This window comes from Psychrobacter piscatorii, from assembly GCF_043641605.1.
Classification (GTDB): Bacteria; Pseudomonadota; Gammaproteobacteria; order Pseudomonadales; family Moraxellaceae; genus Psychrobacter; species Psychrobacter piscatorii_C.
The window spans coordinates 136,722-156,333 of sequence record NZ_JBHZRK010000003.1 but is presented as its reverse complement, the minus strand read 5'-3'; the positions used below and the strand labels follow the sequence as shown (position 1 = coordinate 156,333).

Annotated in this window: 17 protein-coding genes; 9 read left to right on the top strand and 8 right to left on the bottom strand. The window is 41.4% G+C overall.

The window, feature by feature from the left end; genetic code table 11:
- Positions 1-123 precede the first annotated feature (123 nt).
- From ACHUET_RS04345 to ACHUET_RS04330, 4 genes are all read left to right on the top strand, one after another.
- On the top strand, positions 124-1,053 hold the full coding sequence (locus ACHUET_RS04345; protein WP_102092191.1) for a branched-chain amino acid transaminase: 930 nt from the start codon (positions 124-126) through the stop codon (positions 1,051-1,053).
- Positions 1,054-1,159: 106 nt separating this feature from the next.
- Positions 1,160-1,996 carry a glycosyl transferase gene (locus ACHUET_RS04340; RefSeq protein ID WP_394210956.1) on the top strand — a complete coding sequence of 279 codons (837 nt, stop codon included), beginning with the start codon at positions 1,160-1,162 and terminating at the stop codon, positions 1,994-1,996.
- Positions 1,997-2,068: 72 nt separating this feature from the next.
- Positions 2,069-2,935 carry a glycosyltransferase gene (locus tag ACHUET_RS04335; RefSeq protein WP_289048307.1) on the top strand — a complete coding sequence of 289 codons (867 nt, stop codon included), beginning with the start codon at positions 2,069-2,071 and terminating at the stop codon, positions 2,933-2,935.
- A 68-nt stretch (positions 2,936-3,003) separates the two neighbouring features.
- Positions 3,004-4,101, top strand: a complete 1,098-nt coding sequence (locus ACHUET_RS04330; protein ID WP_394210954.1) for a glycosyltransferase — start codon at positions 3,004-3,006, stop codon at positions 4,099-4,101.
- 3 nt (positions 4,102-4,104) lie between these two features.
- Here ACHUET_RS04330 and ACHUET_RS04325 read toward each other — a convergent pair whose 3' ends face one another.
- The 4 genes from ACHUET_RS04325 to ACHUET_RS04310 form a co-directional block, all read right to left on the bottom strand.
- Entirely contained in the window at positions 4,105-4,872 is a 768-nt protein-coding gene (locus ACHUET_RS04325; protein WP_394210952.1) for a hypothetical protein, read from the bottom strand.
- 84 nt (positions 4,873-4,956) lie between these two features.
- Positions 4,957-5,970, bottom strand: a complete 1,014-nt coding sequence (locus tag ACHUET_RS04320; protein ID WP_394210951.1) for an NAD-dependent epimerase — start codon at positions 5,968-5,970, stop codon at positions 4,957-4,959.
- On the bottom strand, positions 5,970-7,136 hold the full coding sequence (locus tag ACHUET_RS04315) for a nucleotide sugar dehydrogenase (protein ID WP_394210949.1): 1,167 nt from the start codon (positions 7,134-7,136) through the stop codon (positions 5,970-5,972). The genes ACHUET_RS04320 and ACHUET_RS04315 overlap by 1 nt, the downstream gene beginning before the upstream one ends.
- Positions 7,137-7,219: 83 nt before the next feature.
- A complete protein-coding gene (locus tag ACHUET_RS04310) occupies positions 7,220-8,230 on the bottom strand; it encodes a capsular polysaccharide biosynthesis protein (protein WP_394210947.1) in 1,011 nt (336 codons plus the stop codon).
- Positions 8,231-8,545: 315 nt separating this feature from the next.
- Between ACHUET_RS04310 and ACHUET_RS04305 the strand changes: the two genes are divergently transcribed.
- Positions 8,546-9,664, top strand: coding sequence for a glycosyltransferase (locus ACHUET_RS04305; protein ID WP_394210946.1), 1,119 nt, complete (start codon positions 8,546-8,548; stop codon positions 9,662-9,664).
- Here the strand turns inward: ACHUET_RS04305 and ACHUET_RS04300 are convergent.
- The 4 genes from ACHUET_RS04300 to aspS form a co-directional block, all read right to left on the bottom strand.
- Positions 9,661-10,518, bottom strand: coding sequence for a hypothetical protein (locus ACHUET_RS04300; protein WP_394210944.1), 858 nt, complete (start codon positions 10,516-10,518; stop codon positions 9,661-9,663). The genes ACHUET_RS04305 and ACHUET_RS04300 overlap by 4 nt on opposite strands.
- Before the next feature lie 105 nt (positions 10,519-10,623).
- A complete protein-coding gene (locus ACHUET_RS04295) occupies positions 10,624-11,418 on the bottom strand; it encodes a glycosyltransferase (protein WP_394210942.1) in 795 nt (264 codons plus the stop codon).
- A 130-nt stretch (positions 11,419-11,548) separates the two neighbouring features.
- On the bottom strand, positions 11,549-12,529 hold the full coding sequence (locus ACHUET_RS04290) for a lysophospholipid acyltransferase family protein (RefSeq protein ID WP_394210940.1): 981 nt from the start codon (positions 12,527-12,529) through the stop codon (positions 11,549-11,551).
- A 67-nt stretch (positions 12,530-12,596) separates the two neighbouring features.
- Positions 12,597-14,423 carry an aspartate--tRNA ligase gene (aspS, locus tag ACHUET_RS04285; protein WP_394211102.1) on the bottom strand — a complete coding sequence of 609 codons (1,827 nt, stop codon included), beginning with the start codon at positions 14,421-14,423 and terminating at the stop codon, positions 12,597-12,599.
- A gap of 374 nt (positions 14,424-14,797) precedes the next feature.
- On the opposite strand from aspS, the gene sohB reads away from it, so the two are divergent.
- The 4 genes from sohB (at position 14,798) to ACHUET_RS04265 (ending at position 19,522) form a co-directional block, all read left to right on the top strand.
- Positions 14,798-15,778, top strand: coding sequence for a protease SohB (sohB, locus tag ACHUET_RS04280; protein ID WP_394210938.1), 981 nt, complete (start codon positions 14,798-14,800; stop codon positions 15,776-15,778).
- Positions 15,779-16,048: 270 nt separating this feature from the next.
- Positions 16,049-17,296, top strand: a complete 1,248-nt coding sequence (locus ACHUET_RS04275; protein WP_071003587.1) for an acyl-CoA dehydrogenase family protein — start codon at positions 16,049-16,051, stop codon at positions 17,294-17,296.
- Between the two features lie 175 nt (positions 17,297-17,471).
- Positions 17,472-18,716, top strand: coding sequence for a phosphotransferase family protein (locus ACHUET_RS04270; protein ID WP_394210937.1), 1,245 nt, complete (start codon positions 17,472-17,474; stop codon positions 18,714-18,716).
- Between the two features lie 41 nt (positions 18,717-18,757).
- Positions 18,758-19,522 (top strand): histidine phosphatase family protein, encoded by a 765-nt coding sequence (locus ACHUET_RS04265; RefSeq protein ID WP_394210936.1) that lies wholly within the window; start codon positions 18,758-18,760, stop codon positions 19,520-19,522.
- Positions 19,523-19,612 lie beyond the last annotated feature (90 nt).

Sequence of the window (19,612 nt, the reverse complement as noted above, 5' to 3'; positions counted from 1 at the left end):
TGAAGCTGTGCTTTAAGCAATAAAAATGGGCACTGCGGTGTTATCATACGATGTTGATCACTACTGTTAAATAAAACCTACCTAAAAAAAGTTAGACGTCAGTGCTAGCATAAGGATTATAAAATGAATATGGCAACACAAGATGGTAAGCTTTGGATGAATGGCACGATGATTGAACAGCCAGATGCTAAAGTTCATGTGCTTACCCATAGTTTGCATTACGGTATGGCTGTGTTTGAAGGCGTGCGTGCTTACCAAACCGCTGATAATCGCACGGCTATTTTTCGCCTAAAGGAACACACTGAACGTCTACTTGGTTCGGCAAAAATCTTTCAAATGGACGTGCCGTTTGATGCGGCCACTCTAGAGCAAGCACATAAAGATGTGGTCAAGCAAAACAACTTGGCAGAAGCCTATATTCGTCCGCTTATTTGGGTAGGTGCAGAAAAGCTTGGCCTATCTTCGCGTGACAACAGCATCAATGCTATGGTTGCTGCGTGGCACTGGGGTGCATATCTTGGTGAGGAAGGCATCAAAAATGGTATCCGTGTAAAAACCTCTTCATTCACGCATCATATGCCAAACGTCACTATGTGTAAGGCAAAAGCCTCAAGTAACTATCCTGTGTCTATTATGGCCAACCAAGAAGTCACTCGTAATGGTTATGACGAAGCTATCTTGATGGATCCGCAAGGGTATGTGTGCCAAGGCGCTGGTGAAAACTTATTCTTGGTAAAAGATGGCGTGCTACATACGCCAGATTTAGCGGGCGGAGCACTTGATGGTATTACTCGTCGTACTATTCTTCAGTTCGCGGCTGATCTAGACATCAAAGTTGTTGAACGCCGTATCACTCGTGATGAGTTTTACTTAGCGGACGAGATCTTTATGACAGGTACCGCTGCTGAAGTGACGCCTATCCGTGAATATGATGATCGCACTATCGGGAATGGCGGCCGAGGACCATTGACTGAGAAACTGCAAACCCTATACTTTGATGTGGTTCATGGTCGTAACGAGCAATATATGGATTGGTTAAGCTTTATTGATTAATAAAGTCGTTAGTTTAAAGACCAAAAAGGCTGAACATAATTGTTCAGTCTTTTTTTTATGCTAATATAGCCATCATATTTATTCTTAAGATTAAAGTGAGCAGTCCATGCCAATAGATTCTAGTACAGCAGATAATAAAAATATCAAACAAATTATTTGTATTAAATGGGGTACAAAGTACGGGGCTGATTACGCCAATAAACTGTATGGCATGGTATCTCGCAATATTACGCCCCCGTTTCGCTTTGTCTGTTTTACCGATGATACCACCGATGTACGTCCAGAAATTGAATGTCAAGAATTGCCGCCACTAGATGTCACAATGCCAACCAACACACTTGGCAAGTGGCCAAAATCACGTTTGTGGGGTGAGAAGTTAGGTGATTTGACAGGGACAGTATTATTTGTAGATTTGGATGTGATCATAGTAGACAGCCTCGATCCTTTCTTCGAATACGGCGAGCCAGACGATGTTATTTTGTCTTATAACCCGAGTAACCCATTAGAGCGCCTAGGGCAAACATCTTGCTTTAGATTCAAGATAGGGTCGCTTGTCTCATTACAAGAGAAGTTCAAAGCCGATCCACAAGGTATCGCTGATGAGTATCGTTTTGAGCAGCGCTTCGTCACTCGTAATGCGCCAGGCGGTGTCAAGCTGTTTCCAAAGGCATGGGTAGCGCACTTTAGACGCAAATGTCGTCAACCGTTTCCACTTAACTACATCAAAGAGCCAAAGATTCCTAAAGGTGCTCGCATCGTTATTTTCCCTGGCGACTTATATCCTACACATGCGATCGAAGGTAGATATAATAAAAATGCTGCTAACAATGCCAAAGATCACTTAAAAAGATTAACTGAGCCCAAAAATCTAAAAAGACCGCTACGTCACTTGCGTCATTTTATCTTGCCAGTAGGGTGGGTTGAGAAATACTGGAAAGAATAGGTTCAATTATATAGTTGATTATTATCGCATTGCATTAGCAGAAATAAATATTAGTTAGTGAAGGATAAAATTATGAATACAGAAGATACTATTAGAGTTTTTGTTGGTTGTGATCCAAATAACTGTGATCTAGAGCAGATGATGGTATTAGATTATAGTATTCATAAACATACCAGCGTACCAGTTGAAATAGTATGGATGCAGTTATCGCGTGATCCTAATAGCTATTGGTACTCTAATCCTGAGACTGGTGAAGGATGGAATACTACTAAGTGGGATACACCGTTCTCAGGGTTTCGTTGGGCGATTCCAGAATACTGTAATTATTCTGGACGTGCTATTTATATGGATACAGATGTTGTTATTTTAGATGATTTATTAAAATTGTGGAATCATCCAATTGATGGGAAATCTATAGTAGCGGCTAAGAAAGTTTCTAAAAAGACTCGTATGTGTACCTGTGTATGGGATTGCAGTCGTGCTAAAAGTAGTCTTCCTCCAATTGGGGAAATCATGGAGGACGCTGATAGTCATAAAAGAATAATGGAAATGATAAAGAAGAACCCACGACTTTTAGCACCCTTCAATGACAGCTATAATTGTATTGATGGAGAGAGTTTACCGATAGAAGATATTAAAGTTTTACATTATTCTGATATGGGTACGCAGTTTAGTCACAAGTACTCATTGAAACGGCTTGAAGCAGAAGGTTCAACGCATTGGTTTGATGGAGAGGTTTTACCACATCCTAGACAAGATTTAGTTGAATTATTTGATAATTATTATAATAAAGCTTTAACTAATGGCTATCAACTAGAGAATTATCGAGTAGACCCTTTTGGTATTTTTCCAAAAAAAACTCAAAAAGGCTATGTTGGTAATCAAGTTACCCGTCCAACGTCTTCTAAATCTCTGTTTGCAAGGCTGTTCAAGCGCTAACAATTTCTATAATACAGTTGTAATTTTTTCTAAAGAATGTGCAATAATTTATTTATAGGTCGTGGTATATGAATCAGCATAAAAAAATAGCGTTACTTGTTATTAATTGCTTACAAGGTGGCGGTGCCGAACGTGTGGTACTTACGCTAGGACAGGGATTTCATGAATTGGGTTATGAAGTACATGTTCTAAGATTCAAACCTCTGGTTGAGTACGACCTAAATTCAAATCTAAATTACCATATACTTAAATTCAAACCTTATAAGCTAATACCAGGTTCACAACGTCGTGACAAGATTTTTGCTCGTGCAGTGGATAAATATATTTTAAAAGAAATAGGTAATCCTAATATTATATTATCTAATCTTGATCGGGCTGATAGCATAATGAGCAACAGTGAAATGCCTAATATTATGTATGTCATTCACACTACATTGTCGTTAAGCCATCAAGCTAACCAAACCAGCGAGTCTTATAAGTCAAAGCAAAAGTTAATTAATAGATATTCTAAATACCCTTGTATATGTGTGAGTAAAGGGGTTCAGGAAGATTTTATAAATTATCTTGGTGATATCACTCCTATAACAACTATCAATAACCCTATTGATAAAGTTGCCATTGAGAAAATGGCTAACGCATTTGTTCCTGACTATAAAAATTATATTGTGCATGTTGGTAGTTTTAAAGAAGCAAAGCGGCACGATATTTTATTAAAAGCATATGCTCAAACAGATATGTCTCTACAGTTACTGATTTTAGGCAAGGGTAAGCTCAAACGTGAAATAGAGGCATTAATTATTGAGCTTGGTCTAGAAGGTAAAGCGATATTGGTGGGTTTTCATGACAATGCCTTTCCTTATGTGAAAAATGCAAGTTTTGAAATATTGACATCCAATAGAGAGGGATTCCCTTTAGTTATTGCAGAAGCCTTAGCCATTGGGATTCCAGTTATCAGTACTGATTGTCAGTCTGGTCCTAGCGAAATGTTACCCGCAAAAAACCTAATGCTGACAGATGATATTCATTCAATCAAAGAAAGGTTGAACCAAGCAATGAAAGACCCGAATCAATTTAAATCTGATTTTGATGTTAGTCTTCTTCCGATAAAAGTAGCCAAAAAATATCTTGAGTTTATGGACAGTAACAAACAAGAGAAAAATTATTAAATGCTATTCGTCCCACCATTTAGACCAATCGTCTTTATGCAATGGTCTGAGGGCATTGAAAGCGGTATTATGATGTTGTATCTTTTCAAATACGGTTAGTAATATAGTAGTGGCCAATCTATCAGTTTTATAGAATGTTTTGTAACGTTTACGCATATTTCTTAGGCTATCATCTCCGCCGACACGGAAGTAGGTAAGACCATCGTACAAGGGTAAGTCGCTAGCATAAAGCATTTCTATTTTTTCAGCCAATAATGATGTATGTTCGGTATTAACAGGTAGCTGTAGAAAGTTTTTGGTTTCATAGGTGCGCAAAGTATTCATTAGAGTTACAACATTCATCAAGATAGCTGCTCTATGAGTATTGTCTGAATGGTCAATGAACGTATCGCAAGCAGAAACAATCCAGCGCAACGACAGATGTGTCAATAAATAGTCGCTCTCTGCTTCCCATAGTCTTTCAAATTCAGCGAATGTTTTATCTATTTTATACTTACGGCGCATTAGTATAATAAGCGTGTTGTGATAAAAGCAGAGCTCAGACTCACCTAATGATTGGTATTTCAAATTATTCAAATGGTTTTCTAAATCTGTACTTTTACGCTCATTGGTTAACGCTTCAATATCACACATTGATTCAGTAATGGTTGTTGCTTTCATTTCATCAAAGCTTCTATCATTATAGGTTTTGATAATCTTACCCGCATTCAATCTTTTTTCGCTTCGAAAGATCAATAGCAATTTTCTTTGCCAACTTGAAGGTGTAGCCATATTATCAAAATCCTTTAAAAATATATAAAGATATTAGCACCTTAATCTCTATAATATAAGATCTTAGAGATCATTGTTGTCTGTTTAAACTGAATAATACTGTTTATACCAGTCAACAAATTGTTTGATACCCTCTTCGATACTGGTTTCAGGCTTGAATCCGATATCATCTACCAATTCATCTATGTCTGCATAAGTAATTGGTACGTCACCTGCTTGCATAGGCAATAGATTTTCTTGCGCTTTTTTGCCACAAGCGTCTTCAATGGCAGTAATAAAACGGCGCAAAGTGACAGGCTGATTATTACCAATGTTGTAAATCTTATAGCGAGCAGTCGCTGTCGTAATAGTAGAGTACTGAGGAGAAGGGGCCTTGTTAATTATGCGAATAATACCGTTGACGATATCATCAATATAAGTAAAGTCACGCTGCATCACACCATTATTAAATACATTAATTGGCTCACCAGCTAGAATTTTTTTCGTGAACGAAAAATATGCCATATCAGGTCGACCGTAAGGACCATAAACAGTGAAGAACCTTAATCCTGTCGTAGGGATATTATATAAATGGCTATAGCTATGTGCCATCAGCTCGTTTGATTTTTTCGTTGCCGCATACAAGCTTATAGGAAAGTCAACACAATCAGAAGTTGTGAATGGTTGTTTGATATTCATGCCATATACAGAGCTAGAGCTTGCGTAGATCAAGTGCTTGATATCGTGGTGACGGCAGCCTTCTAGAATATTGACAAAGCCAACCACATTTGAGTCGATATACGCATTAGGGTTTTCGATAGAATAGCGCACACCTGCTTGAGCACCTAAATTAACAACGGTATCAAATTGATAAGTGGAAAAAAGCTCAGACATGGCTTCACGATCAGCCAGATCTAACTTAATAAATGTAAAAATTTCTGGAGCTGATATCTCACTTAATATTTTCAACCGCGCTTCTTTTAGATCTACATCATAATAGTCGTTGATATTATCGATACCAACAATACAGTATTCGCTATCAGATGCGCCCGTTTCTAATAATGCTTTGATTAAATGAAAACCAATAAAACCTGCCGCACCAGTGATCAGTATTTTCATTAGTCGCTCCCAAATAGATCGCGAGTGAATACTTTATCCGCCACATCTTTTATCTCATCAGATAAGCGGTTTGCGACAATGACATCACTCACTGATTTAAAGGTTTCTAAATCTTGAATCACACGCGAATTAAAGAAATTGTCTTCTTTTAGCACAGGCTCGTAGACAATGACTTCTATACCTTTTGCCTTGATACGTTTCATAATGCCTTGTATGGCAGATGCTCTAAAGTTATCTGACCCACTTTTCATTACTAGGCGATGTATTCCCACGATTTTTGGCTGTCTTTCGATGATTTTATCGGCAATAAAATCTTTGCGGGTTCTATTAGAATCAACAATGGCTTTTATCAGGTTGCTTGGCACTTCATCGTAATTTGCTAATAACTGCTTAGTATCTTTGGGCAGACAGTAGCCGCCATAGCCAAAGGAAGGGTTATTATAATGATTGCCAATACGAGGGTCTAAGCCAATCCCTTCGATGATCTGTTTGGTGTCGAGTCCAAAGGTTTGCGCATAAGTATCAAGCTCATTAAAATAAGCCACACGCATCGCTAAATAAGTATTAGAGAATAACTTAATCGCTTCAGCTTCAGTAGACTCTACAAATAATAGCGGTGCATCTTTTTTGACGGCACCCTCAAGTAATAGGTTGGCAAATATTTGAGCCTGCTCAGTCTGTGCGCCTACAATGATACGTGAAGGATAAAGGTTGTCATGCAGCGCCTTACCTTCTCGCAAAAACTCAGGTGAAAAAATAATGCGATCAGTCGCATAACGTTCTCTGATACTGGTTGTATAACCAACTGGTACTGTGGACTTTATGATGATAGTCGCTTGTTGGTTAACTAGGAGCACTTGCTCAATGACCGCTTCTACTGTGGAAGTATTGAAATAATTGGTCTTGGTATCATAATCAGTCGGCGTGGCAACGATGATGAAATCTGCATCTTTATAGGCTTCTTTGGCATCCAGCGTTGCAGAAAAATTGAGCTTTTTATGCAATAAAAAATCTTCGATATCTGTATCTTCGATAGGAGACTGCTTGGCATTTAACAAGGCTATTTTTTCAGCGATGACATCGACAGCAACGACTTCGTTATGCTGTGCTAACAGCATTGCATTCGATAAGCCTACGTAGCCTGTACCTACTACTGCTATTTTCATAATATATCCAAGTAATTTTTGAGCTTTTATTGGTTTAAATCAAGAATGAGTAATCATCATTATAGTTCAAGCTTAGTCTGAATTCATTTAGGCTCAGTATTTGTGTTATCTAACACGGAATTAGGCAGGTAATCTAAGAACTTGTGCCTCATAGCTTGACTGATTTTTTTATATAAGTCTGACTCAAGAAGGTCTAAGCTTTGAATACAGCCATACTTAATAGTTTTATCTTCTAAGGCAAGAATAAAATCTTCTACGCTATGCTCATTTTTTAGATAGTTGATAGAGATATTAGGTTTTAAACTTGCTTCGCCTTTTTGAATTTTTAGATGATTCATTAGCGTTATAGGGTTAACTTGGGCGACATCTCTGAATTTGTATTTTATCTGCTCGGTCAATAATTGCGGATGATTCAACAAATGAGACTTTAAGATATTTTTATCGACAATATGAGGGTAGTGATGAATTTCAAAAAACTGATTCATGCCCAGTATTTTAGCACTTAACATTTGCGCGATAGTATGTCTTGGCTGTATCGGTGTGCCAAACAATTTAAAGCGTGATTTTCGAAAATTAAGTTTGGCATTCAAAGCAGCACTTTTACGCCACTCACCATGAATGATTAGCTTCTCACTGTCTAAAAAGTCATCTATCGCCACTGGTTGATTAAAAAAGAAATCATCGTTCATATAGATGAAATAATCAGACAATCCTTGGATATTCCAAATCATAGTCTCAATTGATCGAGTGTTGAAGGTCGGTAAAAATTCTTCATAACCCGAAAATATTTCCTTGTGATCGACAATACGTATTTTATCTGTTGAACAGATATTTTGCTTGGCAAATTCATCAATGAATGCTGGCCGTTGTTGGTCGGTCACAACATAAATGTGACGGCAAAAAGGCACGTATTTGATGATAGAGGCAATATTATAGTATATCTCATCATCACTCGCGAAACGTGTGGCAGTTACTGCATCTGACGCCACTGCTTTGCCTGACTTATAGTTTTCTCTTTTTTGTTTGAGTATAGGATCTGCGCCATCCACCCAAGCGATGACAACGTCTAATGTTTTCTCGTCAGGTTGCTGCATGACTGATCCTATTTTTTGTGAACGTATTCTATTGATAGATTGATAGTTTCAATGGTGACATTAGTCCAGCTATGATATTTACTGGCATCGTTATTAGCAAGATCTAACTGATTTATAAAATAAAGTTTGATCAAGATTTTGCTATGGGTATGCAAAGCAATCCGGTTTATACTTCAGAAAGTAAAGGCTGGGCTATAAAAGTAGATGAGACTAGCACATAAAGTTAGAACGCTGCAATAATTATGACCCTCGATACCTTTATCTGGCTAACCCCTTATACCTACATATAATTAAGCTGAGACACTAATGCCACCTATGATTTTATTTATTTTAAAAGCCCTTGAAGGCCGAGGTGCTGAGCGTATGGTAACAACGTTAGCAAGTGCTTACGTGAAAATGGGTCATAGCGTCCATATTTTATGTCTGGAACAAACACAGGATATGCCGCTAGATGCTGACATTCACTATCATATCGTGCCATACGATGAGGTGTTTTCTGAGCAAAATCTTGAGCCAAAATCTAAACAGGCACAGGCTTACGAGGCAGTCGCTAAGCGTATTGATGAGTATGTGCTCAGTCAAATAGGGACGCCAGATCTGATATTGGCTAATATTTATAAAGTGAATTGGATTATGGCGTACAGCCAATTACCCAACATCGTGAATGTGCTGCATACAGCGCTATCTAAGCAGTTTGAGCATCAATTATCTGATAAACCACTACAGACGTTAAGTCACTTACGTATGGTCTATGGTGCTCATCCCTGTAGCTGTGTAAGCGAGGGCGCTCGCAAAGATTTAATATCACTTTTAGGAGACGCCACTAAAACCACAACCATTTATAATCCTTGCGATGCCACTTGGATCCAAAGCAAAGCGTCACAAAAACCACATATCGAACAGTTAGGCTTAGCAGAGAAACAGTATATTATCCATGTCGCCTCATTCGATACCATGAAAGGTCATCGAGACTTGCTACAAGCCTATGCGAAAACAGAGCGGAGTTTGCCATTAGTATTGGTCGGTAAAGGCAAACTTGAAGCAGAGATTAAAGCGCTGGCGTTTCAACTTAATATTAGTGACTGTGTTAGGTTTTTGGGCTTTCAGACCAATCCTTATCCGATCATTGCCTCAGCGGCATTGATGGTGCTCACTTCCAAATTCGAGGGTTTTGGCTATGTCATCGTAGAGGCGCAAGCACTTGGCGTACCAGTGATCAGTACCGATTGTCCATTTGGTCCAAGAGAGTTGCTACCTGTCAAAAACTTGATACCCGTCGGTGATATTGATGGATTGGCAATGCTTATCGATCAAGCAGTAGACAATCTGACGAATTACATAGTGCCGCTAAATCAGCAGCTCTTACCGAATCATATCGCGCAGCAATATTTAGAGTTCGGTGTAGCGTTGAATTCATCAGATAAGAATGACTAAAGATCATCAAATAGAGATTTGGAGACAGGGGAGTGATTGATCACAGCGACACCATGTGCCTTATAGCTCCTACTCAATAAATTGAAAGAAGGCACAATGCGCTCGTTCATGACTTTGCTCAGCGTGCTTGGCGCGCGGTTGTGGTTATTTTCGTAAAATCGCGGCTGATCGCTATTGAGTAAGTCAATCCCGTATAGATGAATGGTCGCTGCATGGCGTGAGAAAGCCAGCTGTGTGGCTACGTAAGCAACCGTACCCGCCTCGACAAATCCATGAGTAACATTGAGTGAGACGCCGATCTCAGTAGAGCTATGACTGCTATCAATAACAAAATTCGGATGATTGATAAAGTAGGATAAAGGCATTTTCTTATTCAGGCGTTTTTTCTTAAAAATGAGCTTATTAAAAGAGAGTTTATTTGATTTGACGCCCCATGGTCTGTCTACTGGATATAATACCCGCATGGCGTGATGATACGTACGCATGATATCAGGGTGAGTCGTGGCCATCGCTTCAAAGACGGCTAACGTTGCATATAAAGGTTGACCCGTATAATACTGACGCAAAATCTCAGGTTGATGATTGATAAAGCGGGCATCACTAATGACATAGCCGACGACATGAGTAAATTGATGCCGTCCGGTAAGGCTAAGACTACCATTAACAAAAATAGTGGGCGTGTCTAATAGTTCTGACAACGCTAATTGTTGTACAGATGGGCCTGAGGCAATAATATTGACGTCTTGTCCAAGCAAACTTTGCTCTGCTTCATTGGCATTAAAAGCATTAATAATGATGAGCTCGTTATTAATGTTGAACCCAGCGGTAGCAGGTAACCTTAAATATAACGCCATACTATGTTCCAGTCGTTGACCTCAAATAACTTGTATCCTAATGCATTGCCGTCAAATTGTTTGGACTATTGGTGAACTATATAGATATGGCTCATGGCTATATATTTACTGCCAGTATTGCTTCAACCATGGACTTGGTTTCACATGTCGATACCATTTGCCGCCGCTACCAGCAATCGCATCGGGCGGGTTAATCTCACCATGAAAAATCACAATTTTTGCATTATCTGGCAGTGTAGGTGCCCGCACAAAGTTAAAAGGGATGGGCGCGATACATTGATACTTGAAGCTCACGCACCATGTCTTATCCCAGTACTCTAGGTGATGATGCTCACGCAAATAGTTAGAGAGGTAAGCCTGCTCGTGACGCACTTGGGTACGAATGGTCTCAAAATTGCGCTCAAAGTTTGCCAGCAAATCAGGATAGGTATTCATGCCAACATTGAAGCGATACACGGAGCTATTACCAATCATACGCCACGGCTTTTTCCAGTCGCGGATAATGACCACACTGTCATCATGCTTCGCTTGATAAGTGAAAAACGCATCAATATTATCGACAATCACAATATCAATATCTAAGAATAGTGCCACACCTTTTAAATCATATAGTTCAGGTTTAAAGGTCGTGAGCTTTTTCCAACCACGTTCAGGACCTGCTGGTAGATCCATGTCAGGTATGGGATAACAAGCAATCGCAGGATCAATACCTGTGCTGTCATCAGTTAGGCAAACCATTTGAAAATCTAAGCTCAGATGACGGCTCACCATATTGTACAAACGATTGACGTATTCAGGACCGTACTTATCACCCCATTTCATACAAATGATATAACGCTGTTCAGCAGTATGGTTTTGTGTTGGTTCTATAGGTAAGGTTTTAGTTACGTCAGATGTCATAATGCACTCGTAGTGAGATAATAGTGAGGTAAATGAAGGACTAATAAAAATTAGAGGGTACAGAACTTAGCCAATATTAGCATAACTGTGATTGATGATATGTCTAAATCAGTAAACGATAGTACAGTTATTACTTGCGATTATCGATGTTAGTGTCATCAGTAAAAGAACCACTTACATCGTTACCAGAACGACTACCAGTAGCGTGATGAGACCGAATAAAGGCTGCTAAAGTGGCTTTATCTTTTCGGTAAGGATTGCCTAGATTTGGTATGCGCTTAAAACGTCGATAGCCCCACATATAGTGACTATAGTTGTCTTTAATCATATGCTCCATGGCTTGATTGAGTGCGTGAGTCGCTACTTCGGTATTGCGATCATATAGCGCTGGATCGTCGAGCTTATAGCAGTAAATATCAAAACCGCGTCCATCATTACGACGAATACAAGACAAGCCAACTAAGGCACATTTGGTTTTGCTCGCCAGTTTTGAGGCAAGGGTACTGGTTAATGTTTTGATACCAAAGAAAGGAACGACTACGCCGCCTGACGGATCTGGGACGTGGTCTGGTAATACAATACTAAAGCCGCCTTGCTTGAGGGTTTTAAACACGGCTTTAACACCGCTACCATCGGTAGGCACCAACGTTGCATTGAGACGCGCACGACCTTGCAAGATAAATTCATTAGCGAATTTGCCGTCTACAGGCTTGTACATAATAGTTGGCGAACCAAACTGATTGAGCCACGCGTTCATCATCTCCCATGTACCGAGATGAGGGACGATAGCAAGCATGCCATTGGGATTAGCAAGACCTTCTAGTAGAATATCTTTATTATGGACGTCACGAATCTGGGCAATACTCCATTCAGGTGGCATTGCCCAGCTTTTGATAGATTCAATACTGGTCAAACATTGATGATAGATGATGTCTTTGGTCAGCGCTCGTTTTTGCGGTTCAGACAATTTGTCAGTAATCAGCGCCATATTAATATGAATGGTACGCATGATGCTGAGACTTGGTATCTTGACGATCACCCAAGCGACAAAACGTGCCAGCATCTGTAGTACAGACAATGGCACGAATTTGAAAACATGATACGGATTCATAACCACTCACATGGCGATGAATCGCGTAACAAGCACTGTGGGCAGCAATAGTACATCATCAAATGTTTTATTGAGCAGGTTTGTTGGTATCAGCCTGTGCTTTTTCACGAACACGGATACCAAGATCACGTAGCTGCTTGCTATCCACTCCAGCAGGTGCTTGAGTTAGTGGGCACTCAGCAGTTTTGGTTTTTGGGAATGCGATCACATCACGGATAGAATCAGCGCCTACCATAAGCATAATCAAGCGATCCAAACCGAATGCCAAGCCACCATGCGGCGGTGCACCAAATTTCAAGGCATCAAGTAAGAAACCAAACTTGTCTTCTGCCTCTTGCTCGCCGATACCCAATGCCTCAAGGACGGCTTGCTGCATATCATAAGTATTGATACGTAAGCTACCACCACCAATCTCAGTGCCGTTCAACACCATGTCATAAGCGATAGATAAAGCCGCTTCTGGATTGTTTTTCAGCTCCTCAACTGAGCCTTTAGGCTTGGTAAATGGATGATGCATTGATGTCCATTGCCCGTTGTCAGTTTCTTCAAACATTGGGAAGTCAGTCACCCAAAGTGGTGCCCACTCACAAGTTATCATTTCAAGATCTAAACCAATTTTTTGGCGTAGTGCACCAATTGCGTCATTCACGACACTGGCTTTATCTGCACCAAAGAAGATAATATCGCCATCTTCTGCAGCAGTACGCTCAATCAAGCTCACAAGTACATCATCAGTCATGTTTTTGATGATTGGTGATTGTAGTCCAGATTCTTGATCCACACCATTGTTGACGCTGCTTGCGTCATTGACTTTGATATAAGCCAAACCGCGCGCGCCATAAATACCAACAAACTTGGTATAAGCATCAATTTGCTTACGGCTCAATGAAGCGCCGCCAGGAATGCGAAGGGCAGCCACACGACCTTTAGGATCGTTAGCAGGGCCTGCAAATACTTTAAAATCAACGTCTTTCATCAAATCGGCAACGTCAACCAGTTTTAATGGAATACGTAAGTCAGGCTTGTCTGATGCATAGTCGCGCATTGCTTCAGCATACGTCATGCGAGGGAATTGCTCGAACTCAACATCCATCATGGTCTTGAACAAATGCTTGATCAGACCTTCGTTGATGTTCATGATCTCTTCTTCGTTCAAGAAAGACGTCTCGATATCGACCTGAGTAAATTCAGGCTGACGATCAGCACGTAAATCTTCATCACGGAAGCATTTAGCGATTTGATAATAACGGTCAAAACCTGACACCATCAATAATTGCTTAAATAGCTGTGGTGACTGCGGTAGGGCAAAGAAGTTACCAGGACGTGTACGTGATGGTACAAGATAATCACGCGCACCTTCAGGCGTTGCACGAGTCAAAATAGGCGTTTCTACATCCAAGAAACCATGATCATCTAAATAACGACGAATCGCTGACGTTGCCTTGGCACGGAACACCATACGCTCTTGCATTTGTGGACGGCGCATATCAAGATAACGATATTTTAGACGCAAGTCTTCTGATACGGTCGTTTTTTCGTCATTCAATGGGAATGGCGGTGTTTCAGATTTGGCCAGTACTTCAATTTCTTTGCCCAGTAGCTCAATTTGGCCACTGGTCATATTGTTATTTTCAGTACCTTCATAACGGCGACGTACGCGGCCAGTGATCTTTAGCACGTATTCAGGACGTACGGCATCAGCGGTTGCAAAAGCTTCTGGTGTATCAGGATCGACTACTACCTGCAAGATACCCGCGCGGTCACGCATGTCTAAGAAAATCACGCCACCGTGATCGCGACGACGATGTACCCAGCCTACGATACTAATGGTTTGCTCAAGCAAGCTCTCGGTTACAGCTCCGCAATACTCGTCTCGGTATTCGCTTTGCGTCATAGTGCTTTGCGTCATAATATTGTTATCCAGTTATCAGCCCAATTCGAAGTACAATAATGCAGCCATTGCTGTGCGTTTCAAGCGATTTGCCAAAAAAACACACAAACAACGCGATCAAGACAAAGGGTCATCACGTTGGCTGCAGAAAATTTGATATAAACGCATATTATGCCTAATCTACCTTTGTTATACAACCGGCTGAGTTCAATCAAAGCGCAGCCATGCATTGGTATCGGCTGTATCAAGTGAGCGATATCTATATTAGGTTAAATATTGTCATTTTGCTTGAAAATACCAGCAAGCGTGCGCATATCAACCGTACCTGAATAAAAACATCTATAGTGATATACCTATTGACTTGAGGATTTGTAATCATGCTATTTCATCCACCAAAAAACCCTGTTGAGCTAAAAGTAAGACATTTAAATGAAGCGCAAAAACAGCGCCGTGAAGACTTAATGGAAGCCACCCAAGGCAAAGCTGCGCTTAAAGCATTCAAAAAAACAATGGCAAAAAAAGCCAAGCAGGCGCTAAAAGCAAAAAGTAAACAGCAGAAAAAAAATACTGACAATGCCTCGCAAGTTTTTGTTTTGGATTTTGAAGGTGATATCAAAGCCACTGCCGTTAAGCATCTGCGCGAAGAAATCAGCACCTTAATCAGTACGGCTAACAAAGGCGATGAAGTGATTGTACGCCTCGAATCAGGTGGCGGTTTGGTGCATGGTTATGGATTGGCAGCCGCGCAATTGGTTCGTCTAAAGGATGCTGGCCTAAAGCTCACAGTATGCGTCGATAAAGTGGCGGCGAGTGGTGGCTACATGATGGCGTGCGTGGCAGACAATGTCGTGGCAGCGCCATTTGCGATTATTGGCTCAATCGGCGTGGTATCACAATTGCCAAACTTTCATAAATGGCTCAAAAACCATGATGTCGATTATGAGATATTTACGGCTGGCGACTATAAACGCACGGTGACTGTGTTTGGCGAAAACGATGCCGAAGATCGTGCTAAGTACCAAGAAGAGCTAGAGCAGACGCACGAGCTATTCAAGCATTTCGTCAATACCTATCGTCCAGAACTTGATGTTGCCAAAGTAGCCACAGGTGAGCATTGGTACGGCGAAGATGCGTTAAAGCTTAACCTGATTGACAGCTTGCAGACCTCTGACAGCTACATTTTAGAGCGTATGGAAGACAATGAAGTGTACGCATTACATTCACGTCAGAAACCGACGCTGGCAGAGAAGCTGGGCCTTGCGCAAGCCGCAGAAGCGACGCTCAGTATGGCAGTGGATAAACTGCCAGATGCGCTCGCACGTTTTGAGTCAAACAGCCGCTTGAATATTCTAAAATAGTGTTAGATATCATTATGATGCCTGATAGCTAGTATCTTAGCGGTCATATGTTCAGCAATACACTGTTTGTATTTTGTAAAAGGCGTGCCCTAACGGGTCGCGCCTTTTTGCTGTTTAATCATAATTGCTGTGTTATAAATGTAGGATACAGAAAACAGTATACGTCCGTACACTAAGGCTCGCATTAAAGATCTAGCAGAGCTTTTTGTCAAAACCCGATTTAGACAATCAATAAAGAAAAGGAAGTCATTTATGTCTAGCGACAATTTAATGTTTACCGCAACGGAACATGGTCAAGCCATGCATGCCAAAGTCAAAGCGTTCATTGAAACGCATATTGAACCCATCGAAGCCCAATTCTGGGAAGAATGTCATAAGAAAAATCCTGATGGAAATTGGGAAAACTGGGAATGGCCAGACGCTTATGACAACCTACGCAAACAAGCACGTGAAGCGGGTTTATGGAACTTATTCTTACCTGACGACACCTTAGGTGCAGGGCTTTCAGTCACTGACTATGCACCGATTGCAGAGCTGACGGGTCGCAGTTTGCTCGCGCCGCATGTGTTTAACTGCAATGCGCCTGACAGCGGCAATATGGAGCTATTATGGCGCTATGGTACGCAAGAACAGCAAGACAAATGGCTCACGCCGCTATTAGAAGGTGAGACCCGCTCAGTGTTTTGTATGACTGAGCCTGATGTGGCCTCAAGCGATGCCACCAATATGCAAGCAACTGCTGTGGTCGATGGTGATGAAATTGTCATTAACGGTAGCAAATGGTGGTCATCGGGCCTTGGCGATCCTGCGGTTGATATTTTGATTGTTATGGCCTATACCGCGGATGAAAGCGCAGATCGTCATCATCAGCACTCGATGGTACTGGTACCAGTCAATACTGCGGGTGTGAATATCAAACGTATGCTTAAAGTGTTTGGCGATTATGATGCGCCGCACGGTCATGGTGAAATCAGCTTTGATAATGTACGTGTGCCCGTCAGTCACTTTATTGGTGGGCCGGGTAAGGGTTTTGAGATTGCGCAAGGTCGCTTGGGGCCAGGTCGTATTCATCACTGCATGCGTTGTATCGGCGCGGCTGAGAAGTCTTTAGAGCTGGCGGTGAAACGCGGCATGTCGCGCACGGCCTTTGGTAAACCATTACTACAATTGGGTGGAAACTTTGAGCGTATCTCTGAGGCGCGTATCAAGATTGATCAAGCGCGCTTGCTAACCCTTTATGCGGCGCAAAAAATGGATGCTCAAGGAACCAAAGCGGCATTGACTGAAATCTCTGCGATCAAAGTGGTTGCGCCAACGGTGCTACAAGAAGTGGTTGATATGGCGATTCAGATTCATGGTGGCATGGGTGTGTGCCAAGACACATTGTTACCAAATTTCTATGCGCAAGCTCGTGTGCTACGGTTGGCAGATGGTCCTGATGAAGTACATAAAACCATGATTGCCAAGCTAGAGCTAAAGCGTCAGGGCTTTAGCCGTTCTAAGTCTAACAAAGCCTAATATTAATCAATGGGTGTGAGTAAACCTTAAGTTGCTCACGCCACTATTGCTGAAAATAAAAAATTGGAAATTCACTATTAACGATTTAGTAGTGAATTTTTCATCACTATGACTGTTTTTTACTACTATAAGTATAAGTTATAAAAATAACTGATCACATGATAAGGAATGTCACATGTCAACTGACCATAGAGTATTAGATAAAGGCGGCGCGGTGCGTGAGGGTGAGGAGCTTGATGCCAAAGCTATCAGCGCATGGCTACGTAGTCAAGGTATCGATGTCGTAGGCGAACCTACAGTCACTCAGTTCTCAGGCGGGGCTTCTAACTGGACGTATCGCTTACAATATGAAGGCGATGATAAAAACCAAGATCTTATCTTACGCCGTCCGCCAAAAGGTACCAAGGCAAAATCTGCACATGACATGGTGCGCGAATATACCGTTCAAAAGGCATTAAAAGATGCTTATCCTTACGTACCTGAGATGATTGCACTATGTACAGATGAAGCCGTCATCGGTGCTGATTTTTATGTCATGGAGCGTATGGAGGGGATCATTCCTCGTGCCAATTTACCAAAAGGGGTCGATCTAGACCCTGCGCAAACCCGTCTACTTTGTACCAATGTTTTGGACGCCTTGGTAGAGCTGCATCAAATAGATTATACAGAGCATCCTGATTTGGTTGATTTGGGTCGGGGTTATGGCTATTGCGCGCGCCAAATTAGTGGCTGGGACAAGCGCTATGTCAAAGCAAAGACCCCTAACGTCCCAAGCTTTGCCTTGGTCAGACAGTGGCTCAAAAAGCACACGCCTGCTGATAGCAAAACGTGCATCATTCATAATGACTGGCGCTTTGACAACGTCATACTCGATGCAGATGAGCCGACTAAAGTTATCGGAGTGCTTGACTGGGAGATGGCAACGCTTGGCGATCCATTAATGGATTTGGGTAGTGCCTTGGCCTATTGGATTGAGGAAGACGATAACATTGTCATGCAGCAGTTTCGTCGCCAGCCAACTCATTTAGAAGGTATGATGACGCGTGATGAAGTGGTTGCTTATTATCTAGAAAAATCTGGACTACAGATAGATAACTGGACCTTTTATGAAGTATTCGGTCTGTTCCGTCTATCAGGTATCATTCAGCAAATCTACTATCGCTACTATCATAAGCAAACCACCAATCCAGCATTTAAGAATGCTTGGCTCGCTATACATGTCATGCACGCCAAATGTCTCAAACTGATTGCGCAATATGAAGGCGAGGCGCTGTTCAATGCACACGTTCAGCCGCATTTGGAAGACAGAGGAATCGATGCCGCGACGATTGAGAAATTGCCAGACCCTGTACAAAAAGTAGTGAAAGGCATTTTACCAAAGGGCTATTTTGCAAAATCCTCTGATTCATCTGAAATATAAGAAAATAATATTTTGGATAAAATAACAAAAGGCAGTATTTTATGACAACCATACTTTTAGCCCGTCATGGTCAGGCCTCTTTTGGTCAAGAAAACTACGATCAACTCTCAGAGCTAGGTGAAACTCAGGCCAAAATGTTGGGTCAGCATTACGCAAATACCCAGCGCCGAATCGATGCGATATTTACGGGTAATTTGATTAGGCAACAAGATTCTGCGCGCCATTTTTGGGAGGGTTATCAACCTTTCATTCATGCTAATCACGGTGATGGTACACCAACTATGTCAGCCATCGATTTTAACGAGCCCAATAGTTATATTCTGCCGCAATTTGATGAGTTTAATCATAAAGACGTGTTTGTGAAATCAGCTGGGAATTTTGGTAATCGAGCCGATATATCCGCTGAAATTGCCAAAGCAGAATCACCGTCCACGCGTTTGGCTGAGCTGTTTGACCAAGCGATGCAGCGCTGGCATGCTGGCGACAATGATGAGGACTATATTGAAAGCTGGCCACAGTTTAATGAGCGTGCGTATCAAGCACTTGAACAAGTACGCACAAAAATAGTCAATATGAGCCTAGATCAGGACAGTACGGTGTTGGTCTTTACCTCAGGTGGCGTCATCGCTGCCATTACCGCGCAGCTCTTAAAACAAGGCCGTCAAACGGCGTATCAGTTAAATAAAAGCTTAGTAAATACAGGCGTGACATCGATCACCCTAAAAAATCAGAGCACGCGTTTACTGTCTTTGAATGAATACAGTCATCTATTCTCTGAAGGTAAGCGTTTTGTGACGTGGCGTTAGACTGACAGCACATCGTAGTGATATATTAAAGCCATGGTAAAGTAGCTATTTTAAATACGTGACCGCTACGTATATCGTTAACGTCAGTCA

Bases quoted from the DNA above. Each gene is read 5' to 3' on its own strand.
- aspS (WP_394211102.1), bottom strand. From the start codon at position 14,423: ATGACGCAAAGCGAATACCGAGACGAGTATTGCGGAGCTGTAACCGAG.
- ACHUET_RS04305 (WP_394210946.1), top strand. From the start codon at position 8,546: ATGATTTTATTTATTTTAAAAGCCCTTGAAGGCCGAGGTGCTGAGCGT.
- ACHUET_RS04320 (WP_394210951.1), bottom strand. From the start codon at position 5,970: ATGAAAATACTGATCACTGGTGCGGCAGGTTTTATTGGTTTTCATTTA.
- ACHUET_RS04340 (WP_394210956.1), top strand. From the start codon at position 1,160: ATGCCAATAGATTCTAGTACAGCAGATAATAAAAATATCAAACAAATT.
- ACHUET_RS04330 (WP_394210954.1), top strand. From the start codon at position 3,004: ATGAATCAGCATAAAAAAATAGCGTTACTTGTTATTAATTGCTTACAA.
- ACHUET_RS04290 (WP_394210940.1), bottom strand. From the start codon at position 12,529: ATGAATCCGTATCATGTTTTCAAATTCGTGCCATTGTCTGTACTACAG.
- ACHUET_RS04295 (WP_394210942.1), bottom strand. From the start codon at position 11,418: ATGACATCTGACGTAACTAAAACCTTACCTATAGAACCAACACAAAAC.
- ACHUET_RS04310 (WP_394210947.1), bottom strand. From the start codon at position 8,230: ATGCAGCAACCTGACGAGAAAACATTAGACGTTGTCATCGCTTGGGTG.
- ACHUET_RS04325 (WP_394210952.1), bottom strand. From the start codon at position 4,872: ATGGCTACACCTTCAAGTTGGCAAAGAAAATTGCTATTGATCTTTCGA.
- ACHUET_RS04300 (WP_394210944.1), bottom strand. From the start codon at position 10,518: ATGGCGTTATATTTAAGGTTACCTGCTACCGCTGGGTTCAACATTAAT.
- ACHUET_RS04275 (WP_071003587.1), top strand. From the start codon at position 16,049: ATGTTTACCGCAACGGAACATGGTCAAGCCATGCATGCCAAAGTCAAA.
- ACHUET_RS04335 (WP_289048307.1), top strand. From the start codon at position 2,069: ATGAATACAGAAGATACTATTAGAGTTTTTGTTGGTTGTGATCCAAAT.
- ACHUET_RS04315 (WP_394210949.1), bottom strand. From the start codon at position 7,136: ATGAAAATAGCAGTAGTAGGTACAGGCTACGTAGGCTTATCGAATGCA.
- sohB (WP_394210938.1), top strand. From the start codon at position 14,798: ATGCTATTTCATCCACCAAAAAACCCTGTTGAGCTAAAAGTAAGACAT.
- ACHUET_RS04345 (WP_102092191.1), top strand. From the start codon at position 124: ATGAATATGGCAACACAAGATGGTAAGCTTTGGATGAATGGCACGATG.
- ACHUET_RS04270 (WP_394210937.1), top strand. From the start codon at position 17,472: ATGTCAACTGACCATAGAGTATTAGATAAAGGCGGCGCGGTGCGTGAG.
- ACHUET_RS04265 (WP_394210936.1), top strand. From the start codon at position 18,758: ATGACAACCATACTTTTAGCCCGTCATGGTCAGGCCTCTTTTGGTCAA.